We start from the raw sequence: 13,832 nt of genomic DNA, 5'->3' as shown, positions 1-13,832 counted from the left end.
TATGTATACGTTTTAAAAACATGTATACAAAATACTCTTTTTGTGTACATGTTGATAAAATAGATGCAAGCAACAGGCTTTTGTCCGTGTATCACAAAATTTAATATTTATTACAAACTACTTTTAATTATGCACAAGTATACAAAACATAGCATTCAATGGTTTTACAATCTTCTGGCTCAAGGAGAATGTGATATTCTTGATTTTAAAGAGCAACTTGATGACAAAGTTGTTTTTGGTAAATCAATTAAAAATTTTGCTCCAAAATATGAAGAGCTTGCTAAAGATGTTGTTGCTTTTGCAAATAAAAAAGGTGGATTTCTGTTTGTTGGAATTGTTGATGATACTAAAGAAATAAATCCGAGCTTTATAGCTACAGATGCAAAAATTTTTGAACTAATTAGACAAATTCAAGACAGAACGGTTCCTTCAATAACTTTACATCCTCACAAACTTAAAATTAATAATAGTGAAGTTCTAGTGCTTGAAATTCCATTTTCACGACAAATGCACCGTACTTCAAAAAGTGAATATTTAATTAGAAGTAACGATGGCAATAGAGCAATTGAACCTCATGAAATAGCTACTATTCAATCTGAGAAAGGACTAATTGTATACGATCAAAAAACTTGGGACTTACCATTTGCATCTGTACATCAAGATAAACAAGGAAACCCAATTCCGGGTTGGCAAGATATCGATAGAACTCGTTTATTGTTTTCCAAAATTCAAAGTGAAAAACCTAAAAGTCCTTATTTAAAAAATACTGCTAATGAATTTACCGAGACTTTAGGATTGGTTAAAGAAGAAAATGGAATTCAGCTACCTACGACAACAGGGATTTTATTTATTGGTAATGGCAAAGCATTAAAAGAAATGCCTTATAGTCAAATAAAATACATTAGATATTATGAAGATGGTAGTTATAAACCATTCGAATATTCTGGGAATTTAATTGAAATTGCTGATGCTTGTTTTAGGCAATTAAAATCAGAAATAAAGGTAAAAGAATTTCATTTCGGATTGTTTAGAGATTATATCGATGATTACCCTGAAATTGTTTTGCGTGAGATGTTAATTAATGCAATTGTCCATCGTGATTATAGCAGACAACAAATCATTGAAATTAGAAAATATCCAAACTATATTGAGTTTGAAAGTCCAGGACATTTTCCTCAGGGCATTGATGAAACAAATTTTTTAAGAAAAACAAATCCTCGCAATCCAAACATTATGGATGTAATGCGAGAAGTAAGCTATGCAGAAAAAGCAGGAACAGGATTTGATAAAATTTTCACAGCTTTACTTTCTAAAGGGAAAAAATTACCCAAATCAATACAAAATGAACACTCTATAATTTTTAGAATTGATGCCGATGTTTATTCTGAAAAACTCGCAGAATTGAGTTATGAGTATAAGCAAATTACAGGCTCAGATATTGACCTTGAAAAGTTATTAGTACTCAACACTATCTACACAGAAAAGAAGATAACGTTTCATCAATTAGAAGCTAATCCCTTTGTCAATCAATATCAATTGCGAATGATTTTGAAAGAATTACAAGAGATTGAATTTATTGAAACTACGGGTAAAACTTCAGGTGTAAAATACATTATTCATCAAACAAAGTTAATTTCCACAGATGATAAAATCAGTTATTCTAAATTAAAAAAGCAAGAAAAAGCGAAGCAAATTGAGGCTATTTTGCGTTACCTTGATACAGCAGATGAAATTGATAATGAAGGAGCAAGAAAACTTTTGATTCTTGGCGATAATGATATTTATTTTATAAGTAGGTTGTTTTCAGAAATGAAGGAAAATAGTCTAATTAGAGAACTTAGAAGAGATAATAGAAAAGTATGGTATGAAAGAATAAAGTAAAACTTTGCAAACGAAAAACCCAGTAAAGTAGGGGATTTATCGAAGTTTCGTTTGCAGGTTTCGTTTGCAAAAACAACGACTTTCAAAGCAATGCAAACGAAATTGTGACTTTTTTGTTTGCAATAAAAACAATATTTAGAATGAAAATGCAAAACAGTGCAAACAAAAAAAGGTTATTTATCAGTGTTTTAACTGATTTTTGTTTGCAGATTTGTTTGCAGAAATCGAAACTTAGAACAACCGTTGTAAAATCAATAATAGATTTGTTTGCTGGTTCTGGAGGTTTTCAATTAACAGTAGAAAATAAAATAGTTTGAATAAAATGAACACAACACAACATAAAACCAATTACAAAAATTCTCCTTTAGGTTTAATTCCTGAGGATTGGGAAGTGAAAACATTGGGGGAAGTAATAACTATCAAAGGTGATTATGGAATAAACGCTGCGGCCGTTGATTTTGACGAACAACTGCCAATTTATATAAGAATTACTGATATTGACGATGAAGGAAATTTTAGTTCTGAGAAGAAAAAGTCAGTAAATGATGTTAATTCAAGTAATTTTTATCTAAATAAAAATGATTTGGTTTTTGTTAGAACTGGTGCAACTGTTGGGAAATCATATTTATATAATGAGAATGACGGAAAATTAGTATTTGCAGGTTTCTTAATTAGATTTAGAGTAGATACTTCAAAAGCAAATGATTATTTTTTATGGTCATTTACTAAGTCAAAACCATATTGGGATTGGGTTACGTCAGTTAGTATGAGAAGTGGTCAGCCTGGAATTAATAGCTCCGAATATTCATCTTTAAAACTCCCAATCCCGCCTCTCCCAGAACAAAACGCCATAGCCAATTGTCTTTCTACTTGGGACAAAGCCATTGCAACACAAACCCAACTTATTGCTCAAAAAGAATTGAACAAAAAAGCGGTAATGCAACAATTGCTTTCAGGTAAAAAACGATTGAAAGGGTATAGTGTAGAGTGGAAGGAAATGAGGTTGAGAGATGTATTTGAAAGGGTTACAAGTAAAAATGTAGAGGTAAATACTAATGTTGTGACAATTTCGGCGCAAAGAGGGTTTATAAGACAAGGTGATTATTTCAATAAGATTGTTGCAAGTGATGTTTTGGATAATTATTTTTTAGTCCAAAAAGGTGATTTTTGTTATAACAAAAGTTACTCTAACGGTTATCCTTGGGGTGCAACTAAAAGATTAACAGACTTTGATAAAGCGGTAGTAACAACACTCTATATATGTTTTAGGATAAAAAGTGAAGCTAGTAATTCAGGAGAGTTTTTTGAACAATTTTTTGAAGTAAATTCATTAGACAAAGGCTTGACCAAAATAGCACATGAAGGAGGAAGAGCACACGGTTTATTAAATGTTACTCCAAATGATTTTTTTGGATTAAAAATAAAGGTTCCAGAATATAAAGAACAAACCACTATTGCCAATATTTTACAATGTGCTGACGAAGAAATACAATTATTAAAAAATAAGTTGCAACAACTCAAAGACCAGAAAAAAGGCTTGATGCAGGTTTTATTCACTGGGAAGAAGAGGCTGGAATTTTAAAATGAAAGTATATGAAATTAGAAAAAATTAAATTAAAAAATTTTAGATGTTATAATACTGAAACAGTTTTTATTGTTGATGATTTAACTTGTATAATTGGAAAAAATGATATTGGAAAATCTACAATAATTGAGGCTTTAGATGCTTTCTTTAATGATAACATTGATGCAGGAGATTTATCTAGTAATGGGGATAGTAATGTTATAGAGGTAACTTGTTTTTTCTCAGGAATTCCTGATAAAATTGTTTTGGATGCTACAGTGCCAACTTCACCAAAAGAAGAAGGCCTTTTAAATGAGAATGATGAATTAGAGATAGTAAGAAGGTATAGTGTAGGAGCAACTGTTTCAAAATCAATATTTATAAATTGTTTTTACCCTGTAGATTTAAGAATTGATAATTTATTAAGTTTAAAAAAAGACACACTAATTTTAAAGGCTGAAGAAGAACTTGGAATTGATTTAACAGGTGTTCCGAAAAATCAGAACCCAGCTTTAAGAAGAGCAATAAGAGAATTTATAGGTGGTGATAGAGCATTGAAAGAGATTAAAGTTGATGGAAGTTTGTCTTCTGAAAGTAATTTAAAAACTATTTGGGGTAAGTTAAAAGTAATGTTACCCATATTTACCTTATTTAAAGTTGATAAACCACTAGAAGACAAAGATAAAGATGTTCAGGATCCAATGAAAAGTGCTGTTGATGAAACATTAGCACTGCCAGAAATTAGAGTTTTATTGGAACAAATCGAAGAAAAGGTAAGAGAAAAATCTTCGGAGGTTGCTGATGGAATTATTGCAAAGCTAAAAGATATTGACAGCTCATTAGCAGAGAAATTAAAGACAGATTTTAAAAAATCTCCTTCTTGGAAAAGTGTTTTTGATTTGACATTGATGAATGAAAACAACATTCCATTAAATAAAAGAGGTAGCGGTGTTAGAAGGCTTGTTTTATTGAGTTTTTTTCAAGCTCAAGCCGAAAAAAGAAAATCGGACATTAATGCTCCTTCAATTATTTATGCCATAGAAGAACCGGAAACCTCACAACATCCTAACCATCAACTGTTACTTATTAAATCATTAATTGAATTGAGTGAGCAAAATAACACACAAGTTATGTTTACTTCTCATAATGCAAACTTAGTTAGGGAAATACCAATCCAATCATTACGATACATTTCTCAAGTTCCAGATGCTTTATTAGTTGAATATGGTTTAGATTATGTGACAGGAGAAAAGAACGAAGCTACAATTCAAAAAATTATTCAAACTTTAGGAATTTTACCTAATCCTGCTGATAAAGTTAAGATTATAATTTTTGTAGAAGGAAATCACGATGTAAATGGATTGAAAAGATACAGTTTGATTTTAAATGCACAAGACAATAATATTTTGGATTTAAATTCAGATGATATAGCTTGGGTGATTGTTGGGGGATCGTCATTAAAGCATTATATCGAAAACAATTATCTTGAAGGTCTTGGAAAACCTCAAGTTCATATTTATGATAGCGATGTACCTGCTTATATTGGGTATGTAGCAAAAATTAATGCAGAAGGTAATCCAAATAAAATTGCTTTTAATACGACAAAACAGGAGCTTGAAAGTTACTTGCACCATAATGCCATTAATGAAGCTTATATTGCCAATGGAAATATTTGTACTCTAACTGAAATAACGGATACTGACGACGTACCTTTTAAAGTTGCAGAAAATTTATATACCAATTCGGGTAATGATTGGGCTGTTTTAGAGGAATTGAAAAAGAAAGAGAAATCTAGTCAAAAAAAGCAGCTATTAAACCAATTAGCAGTGGAAAAAATGACAGTAGATAGAATTGTAGAAAGAGGTGGTTATGATGAAATGAAACATTGGTTTTCAGAAATTAAAAGACTAAAAAATTAAGTTACAGATTTTTAAAAATTTGTTACTTGAGAGTATTGCTATATAATATATATATATATATATATATATATATATATATAATGAATATACAATGTCTGTTTATGTTATTTATGATAGTGAACGCAGAATTTACAGACTATTTTGAAAATAAAGATTAAAATATGAATATTCCATCCTTCAAAGAAGACCAAGTATCACAAATTCCAGCTTTGCAATTATTGCAAAAGTTAGGCTATACTTATTTAAGTCCAGAGGAGGTAGATAACCTACGAGGGAATAAAACGGCTTCGGTTATTTTAGAACCTATTTTAAGGAAACAACTGAACGAAATCAATAGTATTCAGGTCAGTTCTACCAAAATGGCTTTGTTTAGTGATGCTAATATCGAAAACGGTATTCAGGCACTCAAAGACATTCCTATGAATGATGGCTACATTGCTGCCAGTAAAAAAATCTACGAAATGATTACGCTGGGGAAGGCTTTGGAGCAAAGTATTGATGGAGATAAAAAGAGTTTCACCATGCAATACATTGATTGGAAAAACTTTGAGAACAATGTGTTTCATGTAACCGAGGAATTTAGTGTCATGCGCACTGGTAGCAAAGATCATTATCGTCCAGATATAGTTTTGTTTATCAATGGTATTCCGCTTTCAATTATCGAGTGTAAACGCCCCGATATCAAAGAGCCCATTACCGAAGCGATTTCGCAACATACCCGAAACCAACAGGAAGATGGTATCAGACATTTATATATTTATAGTCAGTTATTGTTGAGTATTTCTACATTGCAAGCTAAATATGCTACGACAGATACTAAAGAAGAGTTTTGGGCTTCATGGAAAGAGAAAAGTGAAGAGAACGAAAAAATAATTTTAGATTTAGTAAACCAAACTTTGAGTGGGACCCAAAAAGCAAAATTATTCCTTAACAGAAAAGAGTGGGAGCAACGCATTATTGAACTCAAAGAAAAGGAGCAAGTAACCGTTAGCGAACAAGACCGTTATTTGTATTTTCTTTGTCGTCCGGAACGAATGTTGGCTTTAATTCAAGATTTTGTTTTGTTTGAAGGCGGTACACGCAAGAAAATTGCCCGTTACCAACAGTTTTTTGCTATCAATAAAATCATCAAAAGAATTCAGATTACCGAAGGTGGAAAAAGAAACGGCGGAGTGGTTTGGCACACCCAAGGAAGTGGAAAATCACTTACTATGGCTATGTTGGCCAGAAAGATTTATCTCACCATCAGAAATCCAAAAATAATATTAGTTACGGATCGTGTAGATTTAGATACTCAGATTACAGATACTTTTAGGAGTGTAGAGGTACCTGTATACAATGCTAAAACGGGTAATCAACTGGTAGAACTGCTGCAAAGTAAAAGTGATGCCGTGGTTACTACGATTGTCAATAAATTTGAAGCAGCTGTAAATCAATTGGGTTCAACTCCATTAGAAAGTGAAAACATTTTTGTTTTGATTGATGAAGGCCATAGAACGCAATACGGAACCTTCAATGTAAAAATGCAAAAGGTGTTGCCAAATGCGTGTTTTCTAGCTTTTACAGGAACGCCTTTGATGAAAAAAGAAAAGAGTACCGCTCAGAAATTTGGTGGCATTATTGATGCTTATACTATTTTGCAAGCGGTAGAAGATGGTGCAATTGTACCCATTATCTACGAAGGCCGTCATGCTGTGCAAGATGTTAATCAAAAAGCATTAGACCGAGGTTTTGATAGCGTATCAGAACCATTAAGCGATTATGAAAAGGTTGATTTGAAAAAGAAATTCAGTAGAGCTAATTTAATTTCAAAAACAGAACAACGTATTGATGAAATTGCAAGGGATATATCCGATCACTACACTCAAAATTGGGGATTAGATAAAACAGGCGAGCGCAGTGGTTTTAAAGGAATGGTAGTGACACCAGATAAAGCTACAGCGGTCAAATACAAGAAAGCGTTTGACTTGATTGGCAAAGTTACCAGCGAAGTGATTATGTCAGCTCCAGATACTCGTGAAGGCAATGACGATATTCATGGTGAACCCAGCAATGAAGTAGTTGCTTTCTGGAGACAAATGGAAGTCAAACACGGAAAAGATTTTGATGTTCGCTTAATTCGAGACTTTAAAAAAACAGATTATCCAGAATTATTAATTGTAATCGACAAGTTGTTAACTGGATTTGATGAACCGAGAGTAGTAGTTATGTACGTTTGTCGAAAATTACGCGACCATACCTTGTTACAAGCTATTGCAAGGGTAAACCGTGTTTCTCAGGGCAAAGAATATGGTTTTATTGTAGATTATGAAGGAATCATCGGAGAGCTAAATGAAGCTATGAATGCTTATTCAGATTTCAACGAGTTTGACGATGATGATTTAGCGGGGACTTTTACCGATATTAAAACAGAGATTGCAAAATTACCTCAATTACATACAGAATTGAACGCTATTTTTAAGCATGTGGCTAATAAATGGGACATAAGTAGTTATGCTGCCTTGCTAACAGATGAAGCGATTCGAGTAGATTATTATCAGAAGTTTTTGGAGTTTGCTAAAATTTTAAAATTAGCTTTTTCTTCTATAGATTTCGAAAATAATACTCCTGACAAAACAAAAGAGCTATATAAAACCCATTTTAAGTTTTATGCGCAATTGAGAATTTCGATTATAAATACCTATTCAGATAAAATCGATTTTAAGAAATACGAAAAGCAATTGCAGAAACTGTTGGATCAGCATGTAACCACCGAAGAGGTGATTCGATTAACGGAGCAAGTATCGATATTAGATGCAAAAGCATTCGAAAAAGAGCTAGAAAAGGTGGTTGGTACTCGTGCTAAAGCAGAAACGATTGCTAGTAGAACAGCAAAACATATTTCGGAACGAATGGATGAAGATCCAATTTTTTATAAAAAACTATCTGAGTTGATTCGGGAAACCATATCTGATTTACGAGCCTTACGGATTTCTGACGTGGTGGCGATTAATAGATTGAAGGAATTAAGAGAACAGGCGATTAGTAAAAAATCAGACGATATTCCCGAAGCTATTTTGCAAAATGACAAAGTGATTCCGTTTTATCGTTTAGCAAAAGCAAATGATTTTATTTCAGATGATTATACCATTCCGTTTGCCATGGAAGTAGATCAAATTATCAAACAATATTCGATTGTAGACTGGAGTACAAAACCTGACATTATTAGAAAAATGACATTCTACATAGGAGAGTTTTTAATTGATGAAATGCATGTTTCAATAGAAAAAGCCGATGAAATGGCAGAGAAGTGTATTGAGATTGCAAAGTTAAATTACAGATAATCATGTTGCATACCCTTAATTTTGGATCTAAGGAGATAGTGTATACAATTTTGTATACAAAACGTAAGACATTAGGTATTACAGTCAATCCTGATATGGGAATTGTAGTTAAAGCACCTGTAGAATCCTCCTTCGAATTAATAGAGGCTAAAGTTAGAAAGCGTGCGCCTTGGATTATCAAGCAGCTCAACTTCTTTTTGACCTTTTATCCAAAACCCAATGATAAAAAATATGTTACGGGAGAATCTCATTTTTATTTAGGAAAGCAATACCGTATTGAAATTATTGAGGATAAAAAAAATGAAGTGCATTACAAAGGGCGTTACATTCAAATCAATACTAAAAATAAAAACAAAGCTAAAGAGTTACTAAATGATTGGTATCGCATAAAAGCTAAAGAAAAATTTCAAGCTATTGCAGAACCTATTATAGAGAAATTTAAAAAATACAATGTAGAACCCACTGGAATCTATATTCAAGAAATGAAAACTCGTTGGGGGAGTTGTACACCAGAAGGAAAGATTATCTTAAACCCTGAATTAGTCAAAACTCCTAAAGGCTGTATAGAGTATGTTATTATCCATGAATTATGTCATTTAGTACACCACAATCATACTCAAAAGTTCTTTGATCTACAAACCAAAGAAAATCCATTGTGGGAGCGTTGGAAAAAGAAGTTAGAGGAGTTTGGTTAATTTATATTAAATTCTGTTCGTTGTATGGAATTGTATTGTTTTTTAATCTTCTAAATCTTTTATTTATTGGATTGAGTTTTTGCGCTAATAACGTCTCGAGATTATTAATTTGATCTTTGCTGTAGGTTGGGAAATTTATCAAAATTAAATTGAGATTGTCAAAAGCAAATTGGGCTGAAGTTTCTAATTCGTAATTGATTTCATTGCCACTTATATCCCTTAATGAAATATTTTTATCTTTAATTATTGACTTCAATAAGCTATTAAACTATCCGACAGGCCTAATGTCAAAATGAGCAGGTATACGCTCAACAAAATTTCTGGCAACACAATTTCCTACATAATATGTTCTTTCAAAGTTCTTAAAGATATAAACTCCGCAACCAGTTCGAATAGGTTCTCCATCTAAACGATTAAATACTAAATCTTTGATTCTAATATCTGATAAAGGGATTCCTTGCATTAAATTTATTTTCCTGACTAGTTCGTCTAGATGCTCTCCGTCGTAGTTTATGATATATTTTTCTATTAATTTTTTTATTTAAGTAAATGAGAATAATCCTCAGGTAAAGCAGCATCAATATCACGTAGATATTTTTCAAGTGCCTCCATAGTTTGATGTCCCGTGATTTGCATTAAAGTACTTTTAGTTTCAAAAGGAGTAAGGGTTTTGTTTAACTCTTTATATAAGTTGGTTATTGAGGTGTGTCTGAAACTATAAAGCCCATAATCCTTTCCTAATTGAAATTGATCTTTTACAGTTCTAAAACGCTTGGAGAAATGATCTCTTCTGTTTTTTTCTTCCGCATCCCATTCTCCTCCAATTTGTGTTGGAGTAAATAAGTAATCGGTAGAATTCATTTTCGATATATCAGGTAATAAATCAATTAGTTTTTGAGGTATGATTTTTATTTTGACAGCCTTGTTTTTGGCTCTAACGAATAGTTTTTTGCCTTTTAAATCTAAATCACCTATTTTGAGTCTGCAAACTTCTACAGGTCTTAAAAAGTTATAGTATATGAACTGTATAAATAAAAGTAATATTTCGTCGTTTTCTTGGAGATATTTTAATAAAGCAATTTCCTGATTGGTAGAGTAGGTTTTGTTTCTTTCAGGAGTGGATTTTAATGTGTTAATACTTGTAACAATATTATCTTTTATGATTTCATTATCAACTAGTACTGTAACCAATGAACTTAAATCGATACGGGTGTTGTTTCTGTTACGTGCGCTAGTATTTTCTAAAACTAAATTCAAATAATTGATAATAGTTTTTTTGTCCAAAGTGGAGATCCCATTAATAGAACTGCCATCAAGATCCAGCCATTTTAAAAATCGATTGATTCTTCCTTGCAACCCACTATAGGAAGTTTTGTTTATTACTTTAGCTTTAATCTTTAATCCAAAATCAAAGGCTTCGCGAATTGTCATTTCGTGAGGAATAGAAATTACAGGAACTTCGATTTTAGTTTCACTGGCTTGTGGAGCAATTGCAGTTGCAGGAAAAGTAACTTCTGGTTCAACTGTCTTCTCAATCTTTAAAACTTCATTGATAAGAGCGGTGTTTTTTTCATTTGGATCAAAACCTCTTCTTAATAAATGTAAAAGATTTATTTTAAGAATCTCTAAACATTCTACTCGTTCCTCTTTTGTCTTTAATAAATTGACACCTGCTTTTATATTGCTTTGTCGAACTAATTTTTTGGTTTTGGAGTCTCTAAAAGAATAATAGAGATACCATTCCTTAGAAAGAGCTTCTTTTTGTTCAGCTTTGGAGAGCTTATTCCATCGTGAAATATCAATTCCTCCAGTGTATAATTTAGGTGTGTTGTAGTTAAGTTTCATAGGCAAATCGTGTACGGAAACGTGTACGGCACGTAAAAGTAGTGAAATTGATTGCATAAAAAAAGCGGCTTAGTGTACACTAAGCCGCATTCCTGTTGATTTTAATCTAGTAGCGAGACCGAGATTTGAACTCGGGACCTCAGGGTTATGAATCCTGCGCTCTAACCGACTGAGCTATCTCGCCAAATGTTTCAAGGAATACTGCCCTTGAACGCGGGTGCAAATATAAAAATAATAATACAGCTTGCAAGCATATTTTGAAGAAAAAAAAATATTTTTAAAAAGACTTTTTTTATGTAGTTATATTCTATATATTTCGGAAAAATAAAACGCAGCTCATGGATCAAAAAGTACGTTACGAAATCGAGTTCCCCATAAATTCCTCGCCTCAATTATTGTATCAATATATATCGACTCCATCAGGTCTGTCTGAATGGTTCGCCGATAATGTGAATTCTCGTGGTGAATTTTTTACTTTTATCTGGAATGACTCCGAGGAAAAAGCAAGATTAGCCTCGAAGAAAACAGGTGAAAAGGTGAAATTCAAATGGGTTGATGAAAATAGTAAGGATACCGAGTACTTTTTTGAATTGCATATCTTAGTCGACGAACTTACCAAAGATGTTTCTTTAATGGTTGTTGATTTTGCTCTCAAAGATGAGGTAGATGAAGCTACACTATTATGGGAAAATCAAATTTCGGATTTGAAACATCTCATTGGTTCTGTATAGTAAAATCATATTTTATGACTTATATTTGCCCTGAATAAAATTTAGGGCTTTTTTTATGATTAATTTTAATGGAACTATCGTGTCGCAAGACGACAATATATTGACCGAAAACCGTGCTTTTTTATACGGTGATGGTGTTTTTGAAACAGTTAAAATAATAAACAATAAAATTCTTTTTTTGGAAGATCATTACTTTAGATTGATGTCTTCCATGCGGGTGGTTCGAATGGAAATCCCCATGAATTTTACTATGGAATATTTGGAAGAGCAAATTCTTTCGGTGGTAGCTACAAATGGTTGCTCGGCTTCTGCTCGTGCTCGTATTACGGTATATAGAAATGATGGTGGCTATTATTTACCACAAAATAATACAATATCGTTTCTAATTCACAGTCAACCACTAGAAAATACTTTATATGCAATTGAAAAAAAGAATTATGAAGTAGATTTATACAAGGACTTCTATATTACTAAACAATTACTTTCGTCAATAAAAACGACCAATAAAATAATAAATATAACAGGAAGTATTTTTGCAGATGAAAATGGTTTAGACAATTGCTTGTTGCTAAACGATAGTAAAAATGTGGTTGAAGCATTGCAAGGAAATCTCTTTATGTTAGTAGGAAATAAATTAATTACGCCGCCCGTTTCTGAAGGGTGCTTAAATGGTGTGATGCGAAGACAAATTCTAAATTTGGCGAAAAAAATAGGAAATTTAGAAGTGAAAGAGGCAGTAATCTCTCCGTTTGATCTTCAAAAAGCAGATGAGTTATTTGTTACCAATGTTATAAAGGGAATTCAACCGATAACCCAATACCGTAAAAAAAGTTTTGAAACGAATACAGCGCTGCAACTGTTAGAAAAACTTAATGAAATGATCAGCAGTACCTAATTTAGGTATGGATTTTCTGGAGCATTGGACCATATGACATACTCTCCGCCTAATTCCATGATTTGTTCTTTCCAGAAATGCGTTGCTGATTTTCCTATGATTTTGTTCTCGTAGCTATTAGCGGTGATGATCCATGAATTGCTTTCCATTTCGCTTTCTAATTGGTTTTCATGCCAGCCCGTATATCCTAAAAAAAATCGGATGTTATCGTTGCTAATTGCTCCTTTATTGATCAGTTCTTTTGTAGATTCGAAATCTCCTCCCCAATAAATTCCATTCGATATCTCAATACTGTTGGGAATCAGTTCTGGAATGTTATGTATAAAATATAGATTGTCTTGCTCCACTGGACCGCCGTTGTAAATTTTAAAGCGTGCATCAACATCTGGTATTAAATCATGTATCGTGTACTTTAAGGGCTTGTTAATTATAAAACCAACGGACCCCTCTTCATTATAGTCAGCTAATAAAATTACCGATCTATTGAACGACAAATCCCCTATTATTGTAGGCTCTGCTATAAGCAAATATCCTTTTTTTAATTTATCTGTGATCATGGGATTAGATTTTTTATTAAATTTAAGTTTTTTATTATAAGAGTGCCAAATAAAATCGTTGAAACGTATAAAAAAACCTTCCAGATGGAAGGTTTTGCTTATATAGGGCGAACTAAAACTAGTTTACAGCACCTTCTAATTCTGCACCTGCTTTAAATTTCACTACATTCTTAGCAGCGATTTGGATAGTTTTTCCTGTTTGAGGATTTCTACCGTCTCTTGCAGCTCTAGCAGAAACAGACCAAGATCCGAAACCTACTAAAGATACTCTTCCACCTTTTTTCAAAGTACCTCCTACATTTCCTAAAAATGACTCTAAAGCTAATTTTGCTGCAGCTTTTGTTATTCCTGCATCAGCAGCGATAGCATCGATTAATTCTGATTTGTTCATAATAATAGTTATTAATTGTTGGTTATAAAAA

11 protein-coding genes and 1 tRNA gene are annotated in these 13,832 nt (G+C 32.4%); 7 read left to right on the top strand and 5 right to left on the bottom strand.

The features are described from left to right. Window positions 1-63: 63 nt before the first annotated feature. The 5 genes from E0F91_RS01775 (at window position 64) to E0F91_RS01755 (ending at window position 9,382) form a co-directional block, all read left to right on the top strand. Complete coding sequence (locus E0F91_RS01775; RefSeq protein ID WP_132064642.1) at window positions 64-1,881, top strand: RNA-binding domain-containing protein; 1,818 nt, start codon at window positions 64-66, stop codon at window positions 1,879-1,881. Window positions 1,882-2,203: 322 nt separating this feature from the next. Continuing rightward, window positions 2,204-3,463: a restriction endonuclease subunit S gene (locus E0F91_RS01770; RefSeq protein WP_132064641.1), complete on the top strand. Its 1,260-nt coding sequence runs from the start codon at window positions 2,204-2,206 to the stop codon at window positions 3,461-3,463. An 11-nt stretch (window positions 3,464-3,474) separates the two neighbouring features. Continuing rightward, the gene (locus tag E0F91_RS01765; protein ID WP_132064640.1) at window positions 3,475-5,364 is read left to right on the top strand and encodes an AAA family ATPase; all 1,890 of its coding nucleotides are present in this window, start codon (window positions 3,475-3,477) and stop codon (window positions 5,362-5,364) included. A gap of 161 nt (window positions 5,365-5,525) precedes the next feature. Next, complete coding sequence (locus E0F91_RS01760; protein WP_132064639.1) at window positions 5,526-8,687, top strand: type I restriction endonuclease subunit R; 3,162 nt, start codon at window positions 5,526-5,528, stop codon at window positions 8,685-8,687. A 2-nt stretch (window positions 8,688-8,689) separates the two neighbouring features. Continuing rightward, window positions 8,690-9,382, top strand: a complete 693-nt coding sequence (locus E0F91_RS01755; protein WP_132064638.1) for a M48 family metallopeptidase — start codon at window positions 8,690-8,692, stop codon at window positions 9,380-9,382. 1 nt (window position 9,383) lies between these two features. Here E0F91_RS01755 and E0F91_RS17655 read toward each other — a convergent pair whose 3' ends face one another. The 3 genes from E0F91_RS17655 to E0F91_RS01745 all read right to left on the bottom strand — a co-directional run bounded on the left by E0F91_RS17655 (window position 9,384) and on the right by E0F91_RS01745 (window position 11,411). Beyond that, on the bottom strand, window positions 9,384-9,638 hold the full coding sequence (locus E0F91_RS17655; RefSeq protein WP_165930075.1) for a hypothetical protein: 255 nt from the start codon (window positions 9,636-9,638) through the stop codon (window positions 9,384-9,386). A 281-nt stretch (window positions 9,639-9,919) separates the two neighbouring features. Further along, window positions 9,920-11,284, bottom strand: a complete 1,365-nt coding sequence (locus E0F91_RS01750) for a tyrosine-type recombinase/integrase (protein ID WP_132064637.1) — start codon at window positions 11,282-11,284, stop codon at window positions 9,920-9,922. Between the two features lie 53 nt (window positions 11,285-11,337). After that, window positions 11,338-11,411: transfer RNA gene (locus E0F91_RS01745), tRNA-Met, on the bottom strand. Window positions 11,412-11,565: 154 nt separating this feature from the next. Here E0F91_RS01745 and E0F91_RS01740 point away from each other — a divergent pair. Beyond that, window positions 11,566-11,958, top strand: a complete 393-nt coding sequence (locus E0F91_RS01740; protein WP_091203555.1) for an START-like domain-containing protein — start codon at window positions 11,566-11,568, stop codon at window positions 11,956-11,958. A gap of 55 nt (window positions 11,959-12,013) precedes the next feature. Beyond that, entirely contained in the window at window positions 12,014-12,853 is an 840-nt protein-coding gene (locus E0F91_RS01735) for an aminotransferase class IV (protein WP_132064636.1), read from the top strand. On the opposite strand, the gene E0F91_RS01730 is transcribed toward E0F91_RS01735, so the two are convergent. Together E0F91_RS01730 and E0F91_RS01725 are read right to left on the bottom strand one after the other, a co-directional pair. Then, a complete protein-coding gene (locus E0F91_RS01730) occupies window positions 12,850-13,410 on the bottom strand; it encodes a YqgE/AlgH family protein (RefSeq protein ID WP_132064635.1) in 561 nt (186 codons plus the stop codon). The two genes, E0F91_RS01735 and E0F91_RS01730, sit on opposite strands and share 4 nt — an antisense overlap. Before the next feature lie 118 nt (window positions 13,411-13,528). Beyond that, on the bottom strand, window positions 13,529-13,801 hold the full coding sequence (locus tag E0F91_RS01725; RefSeq protein ID WP_073017033.1) for an HU family DNA-binding protein: 273 nt from the start codon (window positions 13,799-13,801) through the stop codon (window positions 13,529-13,531). Window positions 13,802-13,832: the final 31 nt, after the last annotated feature.

This window comes from Flavobacterium sandaracinum (assembly GCF_004349135.1).
Taxonomy (GTDB): Bacteria; Bacteroidota; Bacteroidia; order Flavobacteriales; family Flavobacteriaceae; genus Flavobacterium; species Flavobacterium sandaracinum.
The sequence above is the reverse complement of the archived record's forward strand: the minus strand, read 5'-3'. Positions and strand labels throughout refer to the sequence as shown.

Coding starts and splice junctions, on each gene's coding strand:
- E0F91_RS01775 (WP_132064642.1), top strand. CDS start 64: ATGCAAGCAACAGGCTTTTGTCCGTGTATCACAAAATTTAATATTTAT.
- E0F91_RS01760 (WP_132064639.1), top strand. CDS start 5,526: ATGAATATTCCATCCTTCAAAGAAGACCAAGTATCACAAATTCCAGCT.
- E0F91_RS01740 (WP_091203555.1), top strand. CDS start 11,566: ATGGATCAAAAAGTACGTTACGAAATCGAGTTCCCCATAAATTCCTCG.
- E0F91_RS01765 (WP_132064640.1), top strand. CDS start 3,475: ATGAAATTAGAAAAAATTAAATTAAAAAATTTTAGATGTTATAATACT.
- E0F91_RS01730 (WP_132064635.1), bottom strand. CDS start 13,410: ATGATCACAGATAAATTAAAAAAAGGATATTTGCTTATAGCAGAGCCT.
- E0F91_RS01755 (WP_132064638.1), top strand. CDS start 8,690: ATGTTGCATACCCTTAATTTTGGATCTAAGGAGATAGTGTATACAATT.
- E0F91_RS01725 (WP_073017033.1), bottom strand. CDS start 13,801: ATGAACAAATCAGAATTAATCGATGCTATCGCTGCTGATGCAGGAATA.
- E0F91_RS01750 (WP_132064637.1), bottom strand. CDS start 11,284: ATGCAATCAATTTCACTACTTTTACGTGCCGTACACGTTTCCGTACAC.
- E0F91_RS01770 (WP_132064641.1), top strand. CDS start 2,204: ATGAACACAACACAACATAAAACCAATTACAAAAATTCTCCTTTAGGT.
- E0F91_RS01735 (WP_132064636.1), top strand. CDS start 12,014: ATGATTAATTTTAATGGAACTATCGTGTCGCAAGACGACAATATATTG.